The organism is Candidatus Thermoplasmatota archaeon (assembly GCA_029907305.1).
Lineage (GTDB): Archaea > Thermoplasmatota > E2 > DHVEG-1 > DHVEG-1 > JARYMC01.
The window spans coordinates 1-22,821 of the sequence record JARYMC010000004.1; the positions used below are offsets into that span (position 1 = coordinate 1).

At 35.4% G+C, this 22,821-nt stretch carries 17 protein-coding genes and 4 pseudogenes; 8 read left to right on the forward strand and 13 right to left on the reverse strand.

Annotated elements, in window-relative coordinates; translation table 11 throughout:
• On the reverse strand, positions 1–253 hold a 253-nt coding region (locus QHH19_00515; GenBank protein ID MDH7516828.1), incomplete at its 3' end, for a hypothetical protein.
• 339 nt (positions 254–592) lie between these two features.
• Between QHH19_00515 and QHH19_00520 the strand changes: the two genes are divergently transcribed.
• Positions 593–1,852 (forward strand): ATP-binding protein, encoded by a 1,260-nt coding sequence (locus QHH19_00520; protein ID MDH7516829.1) that lies wholly within the window; start codon positions 593–595, stop codon positions 1,850–1,852.
• 168 nt (positions 1,853–2,020) lie between these two features.
• Here the strand turns inward: QHH19_00520 and QHH19_00525 are convergent, their stop codons facing one another.
• From QHH19_00525 to QHH19_00540, 4 genes are all read right to left on the reverse strand, one after another.
• On the reverse strand, positions 2,021–2,434 hold the full coding sequence (locus tag QHH19_00525; GenBank protein MDH7516830.1) for a hypothetical protein: 414 nt from the start codon (positions 2,432–2,434) through the stop codon (positions 2,021–2,023).
• Positions 2,435–2,531: 97 nt separating this feature from the next.
• On the reverse strand, positions 2,532–3,587 hold the full coding sequence (locus tag QHH19_00530) for an ATP-binding protein (protein ID MDH7516831.1): 1,056 nt from the start codon (positions 3,585–3,587) through the stop codon (positions 2,532–2,534).
• Positions 3,588–3,990: 403 nt separating this feature from the next.
• A complete protein-coding gene (locus tag QHH19_00535; GenBank protein MDH7516832.1) occupies positions 3,991–4,755 on the reverse strand; it encodes an ATPase domain-containing protein in 765 nt (254 codons plus the stop codon).
• Between the two features lie 312 nt (positions 4,756–5,067).
• Entirely contained in the window at positions 5,068–5,931 is an 864-nt protein-coding gene (locus tag QHH19_00540; GenBank protein MDH7516833.1) for a HAMP domain-containing sensor histidine kinase, read from the reverse strand.
• Between the two features lie 118 nt (positions 5,932–6,049).
• Here QHH19_00540 and QHH19_00545 point away from each other — a divergent pair, with 118 nt between their 5' ends.
• The 5 genes from QHH19_00545 to QHH19_00565 all read left to right on the forward strand — a co-directional run bounded on the left by QHH19_00545 (position 6,050) and on the right by QHH19_00565 (position 15,253).
• On the forward strand, positions 6,050–8,056 hold the full coding sequence (locus QHH19_00545; GenBank protein ID MDH7516834.1) for an oligopeptide transporter, OPT family: 2,007 nt from the start codon (positions 6,050–6,052) through the stop codon (positions 8,054–8,056).
• A gap of 112 nt (positions 8,057–8,168) precedes the next feature.
• On the forward strand, positions 8,169–8,897 hold the full coding sequence (locus QHH19_00550) for a hypothetical protein (GenBank protein ID MDH7516835.1): 729 nt from the start codon (positions 8,169–8,171) through the stop codon (positions 8,895–8,897).
• A 181-nt stretch (positions 8,898–9,078) separates the two neighbouring features.
• On the forward strand, positions 9,079–13,776 hold the full coding sequence (locus QHH19_00555) for a PKD domain-containing protein (protein MDH7516836.1): 4,698 nt from the start codon (positions 9,079–9,081) through the stop codon (positions 13,774–13,776).
• Between the two features lie 77 nt (positions 13,777–13,853).
• Positions 13,854–14,396: a nucleic acid-binding protein gene (locus QHH19_00560; protein MDH7516837.1), complete on the forward strand. Its 543-nt coding sequence runs from the start codon at positions 13,854–13,856 to the stop codon at positions 14,394–14,396.
• On the forward strand, positions 14,393–15,253 hold the full coding sequence (locus QHH19_00565; GenBank protein MDH7516838.1) for a S26 family signal peptidase: 861 nt from the start codon (positions 14,393–14,395) through the stop codon (positions 15,251–15,253). Before QHH19_00560 ends, QHH19_00565 begins: the two co-directional genes overlap by 4 nt.
• Here the strand turns inward: QHH19_00565 and QHH19_00570 are convergent.
• The 8 genes and pseudogenes from QHH19_00570 to nadA all read right to left on the reverse strand — a co-directional run bounded on the left by QHH19_00570 (position 15,250) and on the right by nadA (position 20,949).
• Positions 15,250–15,555 (reverse strand): annotated as a pseudogene (locus tag QHH19_00570) (7-cyano-7-deazaguanine synthase). The gene QHH19_00565 and the pseudogene QHH19_00570 overlap by 4 nt on opposite strands.
• 42 nt (positions 15,556–15,597) lie before the next feature.
• Positions 15,598–16,893: pseudogene (locus tag QHH19_00575) on the reverse strand (7-cyano-7-deazaguanine synthase).
• 16 nt (positions 16,894–16,909) lie between these two features.
• Positions 16,910–17,392 (reverse strand): 6-carboxytetrahydropterin synthase, encoded by a 483-nt coding sequence (locus tag QHH19_00580; protein ID MDH7516839.1) that lies wholly within the window; start codon positions 17,390–17,392, stop codon positions 16,910–16,912.
• 5 nt (positions 17,393–17,397) lie between these two features.
• A complete protein-coding gene (locus tag QHH19_00585; protein ID MDH7516840.1) occupies positions 17,398–17,835 on the reverse strand; it encodes an iron-sulfur cluster assembly scaffold protein in 438 nt (145 codons plus the stop codon).
• A pseudogene (locus QHH19_00590) lies at positions 17,815–18,009 on the reverse strand (LAGLIDADG family homing endonuclease). The gene QHH19_00585 and the pseudogene QHH19_00590 overlap by 21 nt, the downstream one beginning before the upstream one ends.
• A gap of 654 nt (positions 18,010–18,663) precedes the next feature.
• A pseudogene (locus QHH19_00595) lies at positions 18,664–18,837 on the reverse strand (iron-sulfur cluster assembly scaffold protein).
• Positions 18,838–18,858: 21 nt separating this feature from the next.
• The gene (nifS, locus tag QHH19_00600) at positions 18,859–20,028 is read right to left on the reverse strand and encodes a cysteine desulfurase NifS (GenBank protein ID MDH7516841.1); all 1,170 of its coding nucleotides are present in this window, start codon (positions 20,026–20,028) and stop codon (positions 18,859–18,861) included.
• A 3-nt stretch (positions 20,029–20,031) separates the two neighbouring features.
• Entirely contained in the window at positions 20,032–20,949 is a 918-nt protein-coding gene (nadA, locus tag QHH19_00605) for a quinolinate synthase NadA (GenBank protein ID MDH7516842.1), read from the reverse strand.
• Between the two features lie 144 nt (positions 20,950–21,093).
• On the opposite strand from nadA, the gene QHH19_00610 reads away from it, so the two are divergent.
• Both QHH19_00610 and QHH19_00615 read left to right on the forward strand, forming a co-directional pair.
• Complete coding sequence (locus QHH19_00610; protein ID MDH7516843.1) at positions 21,094–21,519, forward strand: hypothetical protein; 426 nt, start codon at positions 21,094–21,096, stop codon at positions 21,517–21,519.
• Positions 21,520–21,526: 7 nt separating this feature from the next.
• Positions 21,527–22,816, forward strand: coding sequence for an amidohydrolase (locus QHH19_00615; GenBank protein MDH7516844.1), 1,290 nt, complete (start codon positions 21,527–21,529; stop codon positions 22,814–22,816).
• The last annotated feature ends 5 nt before the right edge of the window (positions 22,817–22,821 follow it).

Consider the following 22,821-nt stretch of genomic DNA (forward strand, 5'->3'; position numbering starts at 1 on the left):
CGCCGTAGTTGTTCATAAACCCAGCAACAGTTCCACCAACCAATGGTGTTCCTTTAGGTAACACATCCCACACACCATCTAAAAACTCTTGAAAACCACCATGTTTTTCATAATGTATCGTAGAAAACAGCAAAAAGAAATCAGGGGGCCTGCTCAAATTCTTAATTGCCGTCTCAGCTACTTCTCTTCCTGCCTCACGTGCATCCCACTTACGGCTCATGCCAACAGCTGCTTCAAACTTCGGCTCAGGCATACCCATCCCAAATTTATTAATTTAATATGCTCAGATGTGCATCCAAATTAATACTATACAAATATTGTATCAGATAACAGTTTTTAAATCTTTACCACAAAAAAAATGCCATTAAAACGACAGTAACACCTCCAATAGAGAATGAAAAAGCAATATACCTTTCCACATCACGGTATATCTACTCGTATTTTTACTTACAGTAGCAGCTACTTAAAAGGGCGCATCTTATTGTTTAATAAACACATATTTTAATTTATTACACTGATGTGTATTAAAATATTGATTTTTGTTACACATTCATAGAAACATTTATAAATAAAAGAACTTTTTCAATAGTCCATGGAAGAATCGATACAACGATGGAACATCTGGTGGGAAAACCCAGAAGAGATAATAAAATACATAGGCACAGAACGAACACTACTGACACAAATACTGCAAGAAACGACAATTCCACACATCAAAGACATCATTGGAGTAAGGAGATGCGGAAAAACAATTCTCATGTACCAGATAATGTCTAAACTAATAAAAGAGAATGTAAATGCAAAAAATATTCTCTACCTCAACTTTGATGACCCTGAATTAACAGATCTTGAAGAAACGATAAAAACCTCTTTACACATCAATCCAGAGATTTCGCATGTTTTTCTTGATGAAATACAGAATGTTAAAGAATGGGAAAAAACAATCCGTGTATACTACGACAGGAAAAAATTTAAACAAATCTTCGTCTCAGGCTCATCCGCATCTTTAATCTCAAGAGACATCGGACGAACACTAACAGGCAGACATGTCACAACACTTCTTACACCATTTTCGTTTAAAGAATATCTCCTTCACCAAGGAATCAAGCAGCCGGCACACATCTCACACAGAGAAAAAGTCATCCATTACCTAGAAAAATACATAAAAAATGGTGGTTTTCCTGAAACCATCAACACCGACCCATTAACATCAAAAGCCATTCTATTAGATTTATACAATGACATCCTCTCAAGAGACATTGCCGCTCGCTTTGAAGCAGAAATGGACATCGTGAAAAAAATAGGGTACTACATGATGACAAACATTGGAGCTCTATTTTCCTACAACAGCGTTGCGAAAGCCTTAAATCTCCATTATGACACCGTAAAGAAATACATTCCTTATTTTGAAGAGGTTTTTCTATTCATCATCATCCCATATTTTTCATGGAAAATCAAAACAACCCTCAAAAAAGACATGAAATGCTACGCAATAGACACTGGTTTACGGAATGCGGTTTCTTTTAAATTTTCCGAAGATTTAGGAAAACTCGCTGAAAATCTTGTGATCATAGAATTAAAAAGAAGAGGAAAAGACGTCTATTTCTGGAAAGGAAAACATGAAGTTGATTGCATCATAAAAGAAGGCAATAAAGTCATTGCATTGAATATAACCTACTCCAATAAAATCTCTGAGCGGGAAAAAGAAGGTTTACTTGAGTTTAAAGAAAAATACAAAAATGTAGATCTCGTGATAATCACAAAAGAGTTAGAACAAAGAGATGATGAGAAAATACAGTACATTCCATTATGGAAATGGCTCCTTGAGATTGAAGAAAACAGGAACGATTAAAAATCCTTCTTAAAACAACAAAATAATCAAAAACAGATAAATGTTTTTTCAAAAAAATAATACTAAACCTTTTAAAAAATCATACTAATTAGCAATTATTACAAATGTTCAAATGTGTTCAGTAGTAATTAGCACCAGAACGTACTAGCCTCAAAAAGACCTAACGTTTTAAACAGTAACTGAAACCTGCTTTATATTATCCTTCTCATTCATAATCTTTAATATCTCACGTCTAGCATTCTCCAACTCAACCTCAAGCAAACCCTTATTTGCTAGAGCAGGAACAATAGCAACAAGCGCATTCTCAGTATCAGGGAAAACATAAAACAAAACCTCATAATCCTGCAACCTAAACTCCATCTCACCCAAACCAGCACCAGAATACTGACTAATCACAGTAAACACGTCATCCATAGCACGCTTAATAATATCCCAAATCTGGTTAACCTCAGGTTTAAAACCATCACCACTAGGCATAACACTAATCATATTCCTACGGGCAACCATACAAGCAAGGATATCATCAAGCTTCAACAAATCATCCAAAACCAAAGCAATAGGATCATCTCTCATTCTAAACACAACTCCTCAAATCTAAATTTATAATTACACATCCACATCCATTACAAATTATACTTTATCATTTAACGATTTATAAGATTTTCCTAACTGTTTGATATCACAAGAGATGCTGCTTTAATCCAGCAATATCTGTAAAATAAACCGTACAATTATCACATTTTATCTTTCCATGTTCGCCTTTATAAGTAACAACAAGTGCTTTGCCTGGGTGATACACCCTAATAAACGATCGTAAACCTTGTTCAATTTTTCCAAGATCTGCATGAAGTTTCACTTCAATCGGAACAATATTATTTGCATTTTCGACGACAAAATCAACTTCTGATTTAGTTTTAGTTTTCCAATATTTTGGTGTTATCCCTAGTTTAAGAAGTTCTGTAAAAACATAGTTTTCAAAAAGTTTACCTTCAGGCTCAAGCTCAAAACGTTTCGCAATAATATTTCTTAGTCCGGTATCAATGAAATACACCTTTGGTTGTTTCACAATCTCCTTAAGTTTATTTGTAAAATAAGGGTAAACTCTGGCAATAAAATAACTCTTCTCCAAGGCATCAAGATATTTTTTAATGGTTCGAAATGAAGTTTTCAATGAGTTTGACAACTCACCATAGGAGATTATTGAACCAATACCTAATGCAAGATATTTAGCAAACTCTTCTAAAGAACGGATATCATCAATAGAAAATGTTCTTGCTACATCCTTTAAAAGCATAGTTTCATACAAATCATTTAGAATTGTTTTTTTCATTTCAGTATCATTTGTCAATACAACCTTTGGATACCCACCATACAACATATGCTCCCACATCATCCTTTGAGCAACAACCGACGTCATCTTTTTCTGTCCTTTTGCCATTAAGAATTCATCATATGAAAATGGGTATAGTTTTAAAATCGATATTCTACCAACTAGATACGAGAGGATTTCTTTTCCAAGTATAACTTCTGATGATGAGGTGATCCAAAGTTTTCTACCGGAATCAACTAGATATTTTAACTTACGCCCAGCATTCTCACAGGATTGTACCTCATCTAGCACTGAGAAATCATATCCATTTAAATACTGGAGCTCAAATTTTTTTACATCTTCATCAAATAACGAGCGTACATCTGGATCGTCAAAGAAAATATATGTAGATTTAAAATTTTCCATCTTTTTTTTAGAAATGTTGTTTTTCCTGCCTGTCTTGCACCAACAACTGCAACCATGTTGTAACTTTTTATGATTTTATCGAACTTTTTCTTTATCTCTCGTTCAACATATGATAATATATTATACATTGCAACTATTTATAATATTTATAATTTACTAAAATTGATATACTAGTCAATAAAAGTATTACTAAAATTGATGTATAGTTTAATAAAAGTAGGGATAGAATGTTAATTATTATCGATTAATTTTTTCTGTTGTTTACTCCACTTTTTATTCGGCGTTTTCTTCAACCACTCTACATATTTATCAATAAACTCTAAACACTCCCTAAAATTATCCTCTTTAAACTACTTCAGCTCTTTCAAGTCAACGCGTGGTAGTTTCTTCTTCATAATCAATTTTAAACGAACTTAATCCCGCCCTCAGTGATCATTATATCCTGGGGCCTAAGCGTATGCCTAGTAGCACGCATCTTACGAATAGTAAGCTTCCTACGATCCATAGTCATATCCAAATCCATAAGAATAATACCATCAACAAGAAACTCACTAATAGTATCACGAGACAAACCACGGCTGCCCTCAGGAACCTCAGACGTAACAAGAGAAGTAACATTCTTGTTATTCAAAATACTCATAATACGACGGATATGAATACGAGTAGCAGGAATAGAACCAACAGGGAAACCCTTAGTAGCCCTACTCTCCTCAGAAGGAATAATCTCATGAACACCACTAACCCAAACAGGAACCTCAGCAATAGGAGTCAAAGAATCAAGAACAACACGAGAATAACCACCGTTTTTAACCTCCTCCTCAACCTCTCTATGAATAGTGTTCCTGTCAAGATCCATGTAAACAAACTTAAGCTGCCCGCTATTAACAGCAAACTGGAAATCAAAACCAATCTCACGAGCCTGATTAAGAATATTATCAACACGCTCATCAGAAGTAAGATACAAACATTTCTCACCGCGTTTCAAACCCTCGGCTATATAATGGTAACACAAAATCGTTTTACCACTACCAGGAGTACCAGAAACCAAAGTCACACTATTACGAGGTAGACCACCAGACAAAAGCTCATCAAGCCTACTTATACCAGTACTAACCCTACTTGAAACATTCTTCTCAAAGCTCATACCAATCTTACCAAACTCTTCCATACCATCACATCCTCTACAATAAACACATTTCTTTAGAGAACCAACCTAAAACAACATATCAGATAACGTTTTAAATAACTTTGCCAAAAAAAAGAAAAAAAATTTATGGTTAAAAAAAAAAACAAAAAAAATTTTTTTTAGTTATCCCGCCGGTTATAACAAATATAAAACAACTCGCGGTCAACCAATTCTAGTTCACCAAAACTATGGCTAAATAGCTGTCTGTTCTTTAAATTCAGCATAAGTTTTTTGCTCTCCCCAAAACAACCTAACAACAAAAACCTGTATTTAAAATCTCCTATTTTTTAAAGCTTAATCAGAGGGGATAGTAAAATGAATGGTTACACCTCTATCCTTACCAGGGCTCTCAGCCCAGATATGACCACCATGTTTCTCAACAATACGCTTACAAATACTGAGACCAAGACCTGTAGAATCAAGTTTATGCCTAGACTCATCAACCTTATAGAACTCATCAAAGATATGCCCTATCTGATCACCAGATAAACCAACACCTGTGTCACGAACAGAGACCTGTATAAAAGAACCTGTTTTCTTCTCAACCCTCTGAGCCATAAAACTCAGCGTACCACCATTAAGCATGCTGTTGACAGCGTTTGAGGTAACATGATCAAAAACCTTCAGCAGCCTATCCCTCTCTGTTTTAACATAAACATCCCCTGGTATAAGGTTCTCAACCTTTATGTTACAGCTCTTGAAAACAACATCATACTTCTCAATCAGATCCCTTACTATATCACCAAGGTTCTCTCTTTTCAGATAAAAATTGATGGCGTTAAGCTCAGCGATCTCCTGGGTGTTTTTAACAACACGTTTAATGTACTCGGCACTACGTATACATGTTTCAACAAGCTCCTTGGTTTTAGGATCAGTAACATTCTCTTTTATAAAAGGTAGTAGTGTAACAAGTGGTGTTATTGGTGTACCAAGATCATGGCTTAGATGATCGATGAACTTGTTTATGTGAAGAAGAAGCCTTTTAGCCTCAAGTGTCCTGTCTATAACTTTTTGTTCAAGGTTTCTGTTAAGCTCATTCAGCTGGTTCTCTGTCTCAGATAAACGTTTTTTTAGTTCCTCTATCTCAACGTTTTTTGCTTTAAGTTCCTCCTCAAGTTTTTTTTGGTAATCAGATGTACTCAACATAAAAACCATCATACTGATAAGTTGTATCTCTTATTTGTTTTTAAAAACTTTCATACCCCTAAAAACAGTTTTTTTTATAAAAAAACAATAATTTTTAATATAGAATAAATAATATATTAATTTGTTGTTTATGGTATCTAGAGAAGATTTCAAATCATTTATACCAGCAGAAAAAGACATACCAGAGCTAACAGTAAAAGCAATTCTAGTAGGAATATTCCTAGCAGTTGTACTAGGAGCAGCAAACGCCTACCTAGGGTTATACGCTGGTATGACAGTATCAGCAATAATACCAGGCGCAGTAATGGCACTAGCATTAATGAGACCATTCAGAGGAACAATACTTGAAATCAACCTCGCAACCATGGGCGCCTCAGCAGGCGAATGCATAGCAGCAGGAGTAATATTCACAATACCGGCCCTTGTTATACTAAAAATATGGACCGAGATACATCTCATAGAAACAACATTAATAGCCCTACTAGGTGGAATAATAGGCGTACTATGGATGGTGCCACTACGCAGAGCACTTGTTGTTAAAACAGACCTACCATTCCCAGAAGCAGTTGCTGTAGCAGCTGTTCTCACAACAACAGTTGGTGGCGAAACAGCTGGGGAAAAGAAAAAAGAAGGCAGCATAAGCGGAATATGGCTTTTAGTAGGTGCTTTAATCGCAGGTTTATACAAATTCGGTGAGCTAGCACTAAACATCTTCAACGGAACATTAGAGTACATTGGTAACATCGGAAAATTCAATATAATGGGAAAAACAAGAGACGCCTATTTATATGGTGGTTTAACCACGTCACCAGCCCTGTTAGCTGTCGGATGGATCATAGGACCACAAGTAGCATCCTATGTCCTAGTAGGAGGTTTACTAGGCTGGGTTGTAATAGCACCATTAATAGCCTTAGCCAGCGGCATGCCACCAGGTGCAACAACACCACTAGACGGCTTCTTCATCATATGGGGTGAGCAGATACGATACATCGGTGTAGGAGCAATGCTAGTAGGTGGTCTTTGGGCTATATGGAAAATCAGGAGTAACCTAGCAAGCAGCGTAAAAGAAGCGGTAATAGGCATAAGAGGCGGACAAGTGAAAACCAAAAAAAGAACAGATCAAGACACAAGCTACAAACTAGTATTCATACTAATAATAGTAATGATCATACCTGTTTTCTTGTTATACCTCTGGCTTTCAGGTATGACAGAGTTATCACTTTTCATGGCTGTTATAACAATACTCTTTGCGTTCATAGCAAGCGCACTAGCAGGGTACCTAACCGGCTTGGTTGGCTCATCAAACTGCCCGATATCAGGAGTAACAGTAGTAGTACTACTACTAGTTAGCCTGATAATGCTCCTATTAGGTGCAACAAGCCCTCAGGCGATGGCTATAGCGGTTCTCATATCAGCAGTTATATGCGTAGGAGGATCAATATCAGGAGACCTATTACAATCAATGGCATGCGGACAAATGCTAGGAGCAACACCAAAAAGACTACAGATATCAATGACCTTTGGTGTAATAGCGGTATCAGTAGTAGTAGGACTAGTAATAGGGGTACTAAACCAAGCGTTCCAAATCGGTAGCATACGTTTACCAGCGCCACAAGCATTCCTCATGGCAGGCATAGTAAAAGGCGTACTAGGCGGAGAAATGCTATGGCCATATGTAATAGGAGGGATGGTACTCGCAATAGTACTAATACTCATAGACCTACCAGTGCTACCAGTAGCAATAGGAATATACCTACCATTCACCCTAAGCGTACCAATATTCACTGGCGGAGTAATCAGACACTTCACAGACAAAAAACTAACAAAAAAATACGGGGCAGACGAAGAAGAAATAAGCGACTGGGAGCTAGCAATCAAACAAACAGGTGTTAAACCAAAAGAAAAAGTAATCAGAACAGGACTACTACTAACAGCAGGGCTAGTAGCAGGAGAAGCACTAACAGGAGTAATAATAGCACTATTAGTAGTAACCGGCATAAACCTAGCAGTATTCCAAACACCACCATGGTGGCCAGGACTCATAATATGGATATACATAGCAGTACTACTAGCATACATACCACTAAGAGAAACAACCAAAAAACAAACAAAAAACATAAAAAAACGTTTTAAATAAAAAAAAAACAAAAAAAAAGAAGAACAAAAGTTTTTTCTCAGAAAATCTTTATATGCAGATAAACGATAAAAAATAATAGCAAATAACGTGGAGTATAGTGGGATAAAACAGTATGGCAACCATAGACCTAGGAGAGGGAAACAAATTCATCATAACAAAAACACATGAAGAAATAATAACAATGCTAGAAGAACTAAGAAAACTGGAAGAAAAATACCCGCCTTTTGAGATAAAAGAGATAAAACTACCAGAGAGCGAAGAAAAAGATCAGCTGATAGACATAGAACAAAAAACAGTTGAGCCAAAGAAAACCAAAAAAAGAATAAGGATAAAAAGAAAACAAAAAAGACAACCAGAAACAACTTTTACAGATATCACAGATGACGGACCAGAGTTTTTAGAATTAGAACCAACACAGGAGGAACAGGACATTGTGGAAATAACCAAAGAGCCACAACAACCTGTTTATGAGAATCTTGTAGAATGGGAGGAGATAAAACCAGAACAAACGATACAAACAGAAGTTCAAACACCTGATATCAAACCTGAACATATCATGTCTATAAACGAAACAGAGGCAGAAGCACCTGAGATAGAATCAAACATGAATTTACCAGAAGATGAAAAAAACCTAGAAGTAACAGAGATAAAGAAACATAGAGAGAGGATTGTCCCTAGCACAAACATAAAACTAGTAATAGATGAAGAAGGTAAACTCGTGTTAGCAGATAAACCAAAAAATATTACAAAGAAAAAAGTAAAAACAGAGACAAAAAAAGAAGAAAAAACAAAAAAATCCAGACTTAAAAACATACTCCCGCATAGAAAAAAGACAGAATAAAACAAAAAAAAACACAATTTACTTATAGGATGTTTGTTCTATAAGTTTAATATAAAAGAAGATAAATAATTATATAGTAGTAGCAACATATATATAATATAGACACATAATAAATGTTTATTAATACGAACATAATAAGTTTTCGTATATAATAAAACTATAAAGGGGGTAGAATAAAAATATGAAGAGATTAGGCATCGTATTATTTGTAAGCTGTTTTTTACTGCTTTCCAACGCAACAATAGCAATAGGTGCTATACCTGTTCCTGTTTCAAAAATTAGTATAAAAAACCAGCCAACCACAACAACAATAGAAAACATAGATAAACCATTGATAGAAGAAACTGCAACCATAGACTCTATTAAAGAAAATGAAATTACAAATACAGAAAAGGTTATTGAACCACCTATTGAGACAAATAATGAACAACAGATTGTTTCTAAAAATGAAGAGTTTATTGTAAAAATCAATGAACAAATTATACCTGGACAACAACAGGCTTTTTTATATAAAGCAAACGCTGGTGGACCATACTTGGGTTACGCCGGGCAACCAATTCAGTTTTCTGGAAAAAGTCAATATCAACTATTCAATGGAAACGGAGTTACGTATAGCTGGGATTTTGAAAACGATGGAATATATGATTGGAGCTCAACATATAATGGTGTAACAACACACATCTACAACAAGCCAGGAAAATATCTTGCTACATTTAAAGTTACAAAAAATGATAAAACCTATATCGACATGGCACCTGTCGATGTTGGCATTGTTGGTGCAGATATCACTAATAGCCATCTAAAACCATATGGAGGGTGTTGTTACTATGGAACAGTTGGTAAACCTATTCTTTTTGATGCATCACAATCCACAAGCACGGGTTATCCTATAAAAACCTATAAATGGTATTTTGGTGATGGAACAATTGGATACGGAAAAAAAGTATACCACACATACAATGAATCAATTCCTTACCTTGTACAATTAGAAATAACAGATACTGCTGGAAACAAAAGAATCGATGTTCTTCATGCTGATATAGATTGTAAACTATCAGCATACGACGATTTCCTAACCACTTCAAACCAAGTAATTCAGGACATCTTATCCTATATCAAGGATTTTATACAAAATCGACTATATTTCTATCTATTAAATGTAAAAATTAAAACAATCCATAATGGATACGAAACTACAACCGATGTCCCAAATGGTTACGTTCTTCCGCAAATAGATGTAGACAACGATGGCGACTATGATATCCAAATTACAGATATTTCATTTTTCGCCTTTGAAAACCCGACTCCTTCTGATTTTACTGGTCTATCAACTTATTCTTGGAAATCAAGTTTCTCTGCAAAAGTAATACCAAGACCACCAGGTTATGAAGGCATCAAACAAAGCGATAACTTCACAATATTATTACAATTCACTTTTGGGTCGATTATAACATCAATTCTAGGTATCGAAGAACCAGTGATACAAATAGGATACACATCAAAGGCTGGAGAAGAAAAAGCCAGCGAATTTACAATATCACACAGATTCAGACCTTATATTTTAGAGCGCCTTGGACTAAGCGGAAACTCACAAAACAATCAGAACGAAGAATATAATGAATACAATCAAAATATGAACGAACAAACCATCTACTATACCACTACTAATACACAAACTGGTCCTACTCAACAGACACAGACCTACAACAATTACGAACCTAGCCCTCAACCGATAGAGAACACCCCAGTTATAGAAAGTGAATCCGAACAAACTCTACAAATGCAAGCAACACAACAAACAATCAATCCATATCCTCTTGGTGATGAAATTGATCTTTACCCCGAGCAAGAAGTAAACTTTGCAGATGTAGATGTAGAAAAATTTTCACTAGTTATTGCATGTGCAAATAGTAATAATCCTTCTTACCCCAACTATATTAGAACAGAACTACAGTTATCATTCGATCAATTTGTCGATTCTACTCTTAAATCTAAGAGATTCTACGACGTTGGTTTTAATGGATATCAACAAAGTGGTGATGCAAGTTTGACACTAACTATTTCAAGACAGAAAAATGGACGAAAAGCAACACTTGGATTAATAATTGACCCAATTCAAAACTTTATTACACATGTTGACTACACTAAAAACGCAGACGGAGTTTGCACGCTATCCTTCAATATCGATAATCCACCAGAAAACCTAGTGTTATTTGCAGAAAGCGAAGACTCATGGGGTGAATACAAATCAAATTATTTCTATTTAGAAAATATACCTTCCAGTCTAACTTTTAGTATCCTACCAAAATTAGAAAACGGATACATCTCGGTGACAAAAGAGGGAAGTAGCGAATTCAAAGTCGGTATTAAAAATGATCTTAAAGAACCAAGTGTGAATCTCTATATAACCCGTCGTTCTTTGCATGAGACTAGAATTGAATGGCAGCTTTTATCACAACCACATCATTCTATCAAGTTAAAAAGCACCACAACTGGCTTAGGTCTTAATGCTGAGATCAAGGATTTAACACAACAAGATCAAAACATAGAATTCCATGGAACTCTGCAAAATGACCTAGAAGTTGAAATTGAGTGGAGTTTTATCGATGGATATCTTGCAGTAAGAAAAAGTAAAACAGTAATAGATTTTTATTTCTCTTATACCAAAAACGACATTAAATTAATGGTTGAAGGTAGCTATACAGGGGAAGCTGGAACTGGTCTAACCATTGATTTCGATAGATTTGGTGAAAAAGGAATAATAGAAATCGATACTGGCAAAGCGATTTTCTTGCATGTATCTGGTAAAAAATCAACTGCTACTCTAAGAACAGACATAGATTTTAGTACAAATGGTCATATGAAACTAGAATGGGACCAATCTACTTTTCTTAGTTTTGATGCCACTCAATCACTAACTTTCAGGAATCTAGATTTTAATGCCCCCGACTTTGCCATAACTGCTGATAGCATTTTATTTGCGAGTTCATCAAGCTTCAAACTAGATTTAACAGGTAATAATCGACTACAAATTGGAGGAAACAATCAGATAACACTATCTAATATAGAGTTAACTACCAAACAATGGAGAGGTGCAATTGGTTATGCAAAATCTGTAGGAAGCTTCAATATAAACCTACAACCAGATATTAAATATTACAGTTTAAACATGAATCAACTATTAATTTTAGAAAACTTTAATCTAATTTTTGATAGTTACAATAGTCAATATGACACTGATTTTGGGGTTGAAGATCTAAACTTAATCAACAGTGGCATCGTTTGGTTTGATTTTAATTCCCTCCCACTAAAATTCGAGATGTCAACACAGTACCAAACAAGCACACTAAGTTTCGAAAACTTGCATCTTGCAATTGGTCCACAAAACAGCAGAACCATTGATTTCACTATATCATCCTTTAACGTAAACAGTGGAGGCATAATTCACTCAGAATTTAATAGCCAACACTTTTACGTAGCAGCTAATATTGCTTTTAACTGGAATATTGATGTAACCACTTTGAGTTATGGTAACTGGAAAATAAATGGCACATACTCTGGTTCTGGAACAATGGATATCACAGAATGGCAGCCAGGTGTAAGAGGCCAAGTTGCCATAGGTGTTGTCACACCCATCCATCATAATCTAAAAATTATCCATGGTCAGCTAGAGTTAGAACTTGGTAATATGACTTTAAATCAAGGATCATCCAATATTAAATGGAAACGTGAGCAACCAAACTCAAATGGATATTTCAACATTACAAGTAATGTTTTAGGTTCACTAACATTATGTAAACTAACTTACAACGATTCACAAAACCCAGTTGAATTCTCCATAGAGAACATACAGATACAACCAGTTAAACTAAACTTTAGTTGGCAAAAACAATCAGATACCAAAATGCTACATATAAACAACAACCATACCATAAACATGGCTCTCATCAAACTGAAATGGTCTGATAAAACTTTAACAGTTGGCAATATAGGCCTTAAACCAGGTCAGTTCAACATAGTATACGATTCTGCAAACAAGATAATAACTTTGAACAATGGCATGAACGCTTTCGGTCCATTATGCACATACGAAGATACAAACAGAAAATTATCAATTGATCTACTCAATCTTGTTAACGATTACTCAAAAACCATGACATTGAAATGGTATGAAGATTCAAACAACAAGATCATAGGAGTATATCTGGATACAGACGATACCCAGCTAGTAGACTGGATAACTTTCACATCAATAAGATATGGTTCGACACCTACAGGTAGACGCATAGCATTAAGTGGTTTCAAAGCAGATGATTTCAAAATAATGAAAAACGTAAACGATAAAATAGAGATAACAGGTAAACTATACATTGCAAACCATATCACATACTCAAGACTAGTTAACCTACAAACAGATCAATGGGAAGACTTAGACATAGAATGGGATTTACAGAGCGACCTTAAAATGATCAAATTTGAAAGCGAATTTGATTTAACAATCAAACTAATCTCATTTGAAATAGGTGGTTTAACATTCACATCTGATCTGGACTTAACCGATTATATGGAAGTTAAATGGAAACTAGCAGGTGGTCCAACAGTACAAAAAGAGTTCTATTTTGATACAAACGGACAAACTATCTCAAGTTTGAGCTTCACATTACTAGGTCCAGACAACAGAGGAATAGAAATCGTAGGTGGAGGAGTTTATGCAGAAAACTTCTACGTCAAATGGAAACTATGGCCGCCATCACAAGCAGACATACAATGGGGTGGAACAATAGGCTATGATACAGCTACAGTATACGGAACACAAGACGGAACTACCTGGATAGAAATCTGGCCTTTCGCTAGTGGATCACAACACACCACAGGATAAAAAACCATTCTCTTTTCTTTATACATATCAGATTACAGTTAAAATAAAATAGAATAATACTACTTACCTCAAACCAAATGAATCAACAAAAAAAGTTAACATTTTATATATTGGACACATCAGTTATTCTCTCAGGAAAAACAATTAACTTAGATGCAGGCATGCTTACTACACCTGGCGTAACCAAAGAATTTTCAACAGGTGGCAAAGATTACAGAAACTTCCAATTCCTTTTAGAAAAAGGATTAAAAATACAAGATCCAACAAAAGAATCAATCAAAAAAATAGATGAAATCTCACTAAAAACAGGTGATAAAAAAAGATTATCAGATGTAGACAAAGAAATCCTAGCACTAGCATTAGATTTAAACAAAAACGATGAAGCAGTTATCTTAACAGATGATTACTCAATACAAAACGTTGCACAAACATTGAAAATAAAATTTGAAACAATATCACAAAAAGGTATAACAAAAAAGTTTAAATGGACCTATCAATGTCGAGGCTGCGGTAAAAAATTCAAAGAAAATATAAACACTTGCCCTATATGTGGGTCCTCAATAAAACATACAATTTCCCGCACAGAAAACATAAAAAAAGAGAATGTGATAAGCAGATGAACATCAAGAGCATTAAAGAGCTATTTTTACGTTTCTGGCATAGCAAAAACAGCAAGATATCCCTAATCAGAGACATACTTTTTGCCCTATTAGCAGTTTTTATCATAATAATAATCCTGTGGTCTTACACTGGCCAATGGCTTGGCACACCAATGGTTGCTATCGAGTCTGGTAGTATGATGCATGCGAACGAACCATTCGGTAGACTAGGAACCATAGACGCGGGAGACATGGTTTTACTTGTTAAAGTAACAAAGAGAAGCGATATAGTAACCTACGGTTATGCAAAAAACCAGGGGAGAGAAGACCTAAAAACCTATGGAAACTACGGAGACGTAATAGTTTATAGAAAATATGGTGACACAACAGAAGACCAAATAATCCACAGAGCAATGTGCTGGGTTGACGTAGAAATAAACGGCACAGAAAAAACCTACACAATAGAAGAATACGGCATATACAACCAGAAAACACTTTACATACCAGAAATAGGTTTACAAGAAAACAACAAAGCTGTTTCACCAGACTGGTCTCACTCAGGTTTCATAACAAAAGGAGACAACCCCTATACAAACAAAGAATGCGACCAACTAGGTGGCATATGCAGCGAACCAATAAGACTTGAATGGATATCAGGCAAAGCAAGATCAGAACTACCATGGATAGGAACAATAAACCTGTTCTTCAACGACCTAGTAAGCGGAGCATTCTGGGATAACAACAAAGAAGTAACAGTAGCAAACGTTCAATCAGACAGCATAGCCTGCCTAATAATACTACTAGCTGTACTAATATCAATACCAATCATACTAGACTTCTATGATTATTACAAAACAAAAAAGAAACAACAAACCTAGTACCAATCAGGTAAAAAACTGTACTCAATAGGATCCCTAACACCAGTTTCTTTAAAACCCTTCAGCCTAAGCAAACAAGAATCACACCGACCACAGGCTTTATCACCACCAAGATAACAGGACCAGGTTTTTTCAAAAGGAACACCAAGCTCTAAACCTTTTTCAATTATCTCCTTCTTAGTCATATAAAGAAGCGGAGCCTCTATCCTAATAGGCCTACCCTCAACACCAGCTCTAGTCCCAAGTTTAGAAACCTTACGAAAAGCCTCAATATACTCAGGTCTACAATCAGGGTAACCACTTTGTGAAATAAACAACAATCCTTGATCACCTGCTAGAAGAGTGTGATTTTTTTCTACTGTTAAATCATATAGCTCTTCTTTATTTTCAATCTCTTTTATTTTTTGAATGCGAACAAAACTAGTACCTAAAAATTTCGTTCTTCCACTACCATAATGAACTCCTTTAATTTGCCCTTCGCTTTTTCCCCATAAAAATGTACATCGATATCCAAGACGATTTGCAATATACCAGAATTGTTGTAATAATTCATTCGAAGATGTCCAAAAATTCCTTTCATTTATATTGCCATCACCTTTAACTAATGTCTCAAAAATTATTTTTAATGCTGAATTTGGTAAACTTAAAAAATGTGCAGGTAAATGTTTTTCATTTGCTTTTTTTCCCAATTTTTCACATTCTTTACGTAATTTTTTATTAAAAATTGTGATTTCATTACTAGAAATATTTGGTTTATAGTGTAATTTTTTAGTGGTCTGAATAATTTCTTCAAAATATTTTTTATTTTTTTCAGGTGACTGATAAATTGCAATCCCGTTTATTCCATGCAAGCAACCCTCTGTTACATACCAACTGATTAATCTTAAATAAGCTGGATTAAACCTATTATTTTTATTTTTTACATTTATTGCAGAACATGCAACTGGGAGATAGTCACCCACTTTTAATTCATTAGCTTCAACAATTTTTATGCAATCAAATTTAATACTTGGTTTATGTTTAGAAATTACATACTTTAACATATGATGTTCAGGAGTACATCTTATTTTAATTCCATTTGCATTTATTTCTAATAACTTATCTCTCATCTTTTGCTTATATATACCAACAACAGGCTGCCAACTGAGTCCATCAATACCTACTGATAATACCTTATCGCCTTTTGCAATATCTTTTAAATCTTTGATTCCATCCTCAGTAAATATCTTGGTTGAACCTGGTAAACAATAATCCATCGCAGTAGCACCAATAAACAAAGCATCAGCACCAATAGCCTCAGCATAAGACAAACCAACCGACAAAAAAACAGTGTTCCTACCAGGAACATAAGTAGAAGGAATATCCTTACCTATATCCTTCAAATCCTGGTTTTTCGGAACATCCAAAGAAGTATCCATCAAAGAAGAACCACCAAACTTACTTAGATCAACATCAAAAACAACATGCTTCTTCGCCTCAACAGCAGAAGCAATCATCTCAGCATGCCTAATCTCCTTTTCATGACGCTGCCCATAGTTAAAAGACAAACAATAAACATCGTAACCACTTTTCTTAGCCAGAAAAGCAGTCACACAAGAATCAATACCACCGGATATCAAACAAACCGCTTTTTTAACCATAACAAACACCCCCATTCTATTTAAATAATTTAACTAAACGAGCACCCTGCCCAAATCCTTCATCAACACCAATTTCAATACTTTCAATATTTTTTGGTATATCAATATTTTTCTGCAGTTTATCTAAAACATAACCTGCGAGATTCTCAGCCGTCGTCGAACCAACAGGTAGAAAAACACAATCAACCAAAGGAAAAACATATTTTTTACCAAGAAAAGATATCCTAACAGAACTATTATCTTTCTCGATTTTCACATTAGTGTTTTTCTCAGGAATCAAAACCTTATGATCAAGCTCATCAGTAATCTGTTTAAGAATATCCTTCAGTAAAGAAAAATCCATTATTATACCATTCTTATCACATTTACCATTTACTTTCGCGTGAACAGCATAAGTATGACCATGTAATCGCCCACATTTTTCGTACTCAGGTATTATATGCGCAGATGAAAAACGCAGGTTAGATTTCCAACCATCGATATAGATATATGTGCTCATAACCATCATTTTTTTTGTTTACTTCTATAGTCTTTTATCGCTTCACGTAAAGCATCAGCCGCCAGGTTTGAACAATGCATCTTAACCGCTGGTAACCCACCAAGCTCATTTGCTACATCATCACGGGTTATCTTAAGTGCTTCATCAATGGTTTTGCCTTTGACCATCTCTGTTAGAACACTACTTGTGGCAATTGCGGCCGTGCAGTTATGAACCGCAAAGCCCCTTACAAGATAAGAATGATCATTAGAAGCAACTTCAAAATTATAGACCTGCCCTTTATATCTTATTTCTTCTATCTTCCGTATTGGAACTAAAAAATACTTATCTTTCCTTTTAACAAAACTATTGTTTTTATTAATTTTAAATGACAGATGATATTGATCAACTCCTCTGATTATCTGCCCTTCCAGTTTATGTGTTTTTCTTTTAATCTTACTAATTGATGCAAATATCCCATTTCTTGCTAAAATCTGCTGCATTTGAATCGCAAGCGTTTTTGATGTTGTATCAATTCTGTAAGTTTCTGAATCTCCGGCTCTTCTTTTGTACTTGTTACCATCCCCCTTGAAATAACTCAAAAATATATTCCATTGTTTTTTTGGTGGAAGCTTCATAACTTCCTCAGACATTCTTTTGTTTTTTGCTAAACTACCACCATGTTCTTTCAGTGATCTCACAAGTTTTCTTGAACAAACATAAACCTCTGCGACACTTTTTCTTATCCTCATCTTTACATTTTTTCCAGTAACCTTCAAAATAAGAGTTTTGAGCTCATTGATATTTTCTTTCTCATTTTTATTAAATGCAAAAGCAACGACACTCCCTTTCGCTGTAAAATATCCTTCAGATAAATAATAACCAAGAAGTTTAAGATAATCTTCTGATAGAACAGGATTGTCTTCTGTAGAATTTAATGGAATAAACACCAAATAGTCTCCTGCGGAAAGATTATGTGCATCAACATAGTAAGGATCAGTAGTTGATAGTTCCTTTTTATTTAATCTAAGCCAATTGCATTTAGAATTTGATATTTGTGATTTTTTCATCCATTGCCTTTTTATAGCAAGTACAGGATGATTTGGAGTAAGCATAAATGAATTATATGGTGATACAAAAGGTACAATATTTAGTAATTTGCCATCATATTCCCTTGAATATCTCTTTTTAATGTCAACTCGATTTCCAAAGCTATTAATTAAATCTACAGGTTGTTCTGAAACTTTTTTCCAAGAACCATCTTTTAACATAACTTCTTCGTTATGCGGTACGCATCCAAATGTTTTAAATTTTATATCAACAATCTTTTCATCCTTAACCTTTATGTAAATAGCCATAACATCCCCACAAACAGGGTTGCCTACTTTACCATAACCATCAGGGTTCTTGATCTCACCCATGTTACGGGGGTTACGGAAATGATCCATCACCTTCTCAGTATACATATCGTTCATCTAAAAAACAACCTACCTGTTCCAAAGCGGGGACATATTCCTAAGTTTTTGAACAATCTCTGGTAAAACCTTGCAAACATACTCGACCTCTTCTTTTGTGCTAGATCTACCAAGTGATAATCTAATAGAACCATGTGCCTCCTCAGGTTTAAGCCCTAACCCTAGGAGTACATGTGATGGCTGTAGCTTCTTTGAGGAACAAGCAGAACCAGTAGCAGCAGCAACACCTTTGTCATCAAGCATGAGATTCAACGACTCACCCTCAATAGCAAAGAAACGGAAATGAGCATTGTTAACCAAACGTTTTTCAGGATGACCATTAAGAAAACTCTCCTCGATTTCCAAAACATTCTTAATCAAAGTATCCCTAAGTTTTTTCATATGTTCTGTGTCTTTGTCAAAACGTTCCTTGCCAAGCTCACATGCTTTACCAAGACCAACAATACCAGGGGTATTCAACGTACTGCTCCTAAAACCCTTTTCATGTCCACCACCATGAGCTAGCGGCTCCAGTTTAACCCCTTTCCTAACATAAAGAGCACCAACTCCTTTTGGGCCATAAATCTTATGAGATGAAATTGACAACAAATCAATATTTAACCTGTTTACATCAATTGGAACCTTACCCACTGCTTGAACAGCATCTGTATGCAACAAAACACCATGTTTTTTTGTTATTTTACCGATCTCCTCAATAGGCTCTATAGTACCTATCTCGTTGTTAGCAAACATTATCGTAACAAGAAAAGTATCCTCAGAAATAGATTCTTCCAACTCTTTTGGGTTTATAAAACCGTATTTATCAACTGGTAAAAACTTTACATTAAAACCCTGTTTCTCTAGATGTTTACAGGTTTCAAGAACAGCAGGATGCTCTATACAACAGGTTATTATATTGTAGCCTTTTCCACCACGTTTATTCTTATTTAGATAAGCAACACCTTTTATCGCAAGGTTATCAGACTCAGTGCCACCAGAAGTAAAAATGATTTCCTCAGGGCTACAACCTATTAAATCTGAAACCTGGTTTCTAGCGTTTTCAACAGCCTTATCAGCTTCTCTGCCAAAGAAATGTATGCTAGCCGGGTTCCCATAGTTTTTTTGGAAAAAAGGCATCATCTCTTTTAAAACCTCATCGTCAACAGGAGTAGTTGATGCATAGTCCATATATATTCTTTTCATTTTTTAGTCACCCCGCCCAGCATCCATCATACGCTGAAGAGGCAATTTAGCCTCCTCCATAATATCAGATGGTAGTTTAACCTCTGGTTCTAAGGTTATAAGACTATTTAAGATTTTTTCTAAATCAATCTTCTTCATATTAGGACAAACAGCTGACTCAACTGGATAAAACTCTTTACCAGGGTTCTCTTTTTTCAACCTATAACAAAGACCTTTTTCAGTACCAATAATAAACTCTTTTACCCTGGATTCCCTAACATGATTAACCATACCATTTGTTGAAAGCGCCTTGTCAGCAATGTCTATAACCTCCAATCTACACTCAGGGTGAACAAGAACCTCAGCACCAGGATGCTTCTTTTTCAAACCTAGGATATCCTCTTTAGTTATGTTATGATGAGTACGGCAGATACCAGGCCATAGTATCATCTTTTTCTCTGGAACGAAACGCTGGATATAAGAACCAAGGTTTATATCAGGTACAAAAATAACTTTTTTAGAAGAAATACTTTTCACAATTTTTACACCATTCGCAGAAGTACAACAAATATCAGCCAATGCCTTAACCTCAGCAGTGGTGTTAATGTACGCCACAACCTCAGCATCAGGATGATCTTTAATCAAACATCTGAGAGCCTCTGCATCAACCATAGCAGCCATAGGGCAAGTAGCATCTTTAACAGGGAGAACAACTTTTTTCTCGGGGTTGAGGATCTTCGCTGACTCTGCCATGAAATCAACACCACAGAAAACAATGTTTTTCGCATCAGTCTTAGTTGCCTTAAGAGACAAATCCAGTGAGTCACCAACAAAATCAGCTATATCTTGGACTTCTGGTATCTGGTAGTTATGAGCGAGAATAACAGCTTTTTTCTTTTTTCTCAAATCATTTATCCTGCTGATAACACTGTTTTTATCCATAAGATGCGAAACCTACTACGTTTTTTTTCCTGCCCCCAATATACAGATACCTAAGATAAATCTTGTTGTAACACCACCACTTTTTATATTTACCAAACATATATATCTATGATAGTAAATATACCATTTAGGATGGAATGAGTTATGGATGTAGTTTCGTTGATAATAGGTTTTGTGATAGGGGTAGTATTTCTAGGAATAGCAATAGAGATAGGAACAAAAAAAACAACAAGGTCACAACCAGCATCTAAACCAACAAAAAGCTGGCACATATCAGAGATAACAAACCCAAAAATCATGGCAGAATACCTAGGCGATATAGAAATACCAAAAGACTCCAAAGTTATTGTTAATAAATACAAAGACAAAAAGATGCTCGCTGGTTTAAATGTTAAATCAAACCCTGATCTAAAAGGCAACTTCATAATAGGAAACGACAGAGCACTTATTCTCGCAGGCCCAGTGAAAAAAGACGAGATAGGCATTTGGACTGTTGAAAAAGAGATAGTCGAAAAACTAAACGATGAATTTAATCAACTTTGGGCAGAAGGAACAGACCTAGAAGACTGAGGATCACATGAGTATTCTCATAAAAAACACTTCTATAATCACCCAAAACAAAAAAAAACAAAAGATCATGGGTGACCTCTATATAGAAGATAAAGAAATCACCCAGATTTCTAAAAAAAACATTAATGTAGAAGCTGATTACAAAATAGATGGTAGAAACAAACTTGTTTTACCAGGTCTTATAAACACGCATACACACATACCAATGACACTCTTACGCGGCTACGGAGACGACATGATACTAAGCAGATGGCTTAAGGAGAGGATATGGCCTATTGAGGCTAAACTAAACCCTAGATCCATAGAGATAGGAACACGACTAGGTTTGTTGGAGATGATAAGCTCTGGTACAACCACTTATCTAGACATGTATTTTTTTGAGGACACCATAGGAAAAACAACTGAGGAAACTGGTCTGAGAGGCTTCCTAGGTTTCCCAATGCTGGATCTTGGTACACCAGAGTTTTCCTCGGATCAGTTTTTCCCTGAGTGTGAAAAATTCATAAAAAGATGGAGGAACAACGATCTTATAAAACCTGTTATAGCACCACATGCAACATACACGTGTGGACCAGAAAACCTAGAGAAAATAAGGGATTTATCAGATAAATATGATGTCTTGATTCATACCCACTGTGCTGAAACAAGAGAAGAGGTATATGATCTGCAAAAAAAATATGGTGTTAGACCTGTTGAGCAACTAAAAAAACATGGCTTGTTATGCGAAAACATGGTGCTAGCGCATTGTGGCTGGATAACAAAAAACGAGATAATTGATATAAAAAACGGTGGCTCAAAGGTTTCACACTGCCCGGTTAGCAACATGAAGATAGCAACTGGTGGTTTCGCCCCTATACCTGAGCTGATTCAATCTGATGTAGTTGTGGGTCTTGGTACAGATGGTGCAGCAAGCAATAATGTATTAGATATGTTTGACACGATGAAGTTCTGTGCTCTTATGCATAAACAGCATAGATGGGACCCTGGTGTGTTGCCTGCGCAAACTGTTTTTGATTTCGCTACAATTGGTGGAGCAAGATGCTTGAAGATGGAAAAAAATATTGGTTCAATTGAGGTAGGAAAAAAAGCTGATATAATAATTATTGATTTAAACAAACCACATCTCACACCAAAACATGATCTTGTGTCACACCTAGTTTATGCTATGCGGGGAAATGATGTTTCTACAACCATAGTGAATGGTAAACCATTAATGCTAGACAAAGAGTTTTTGACTATTGATTACGAGAAAACAATTGAAGACGCTGAGAGATGCGCTAAAGAGTTAACTAGTTAAATAGA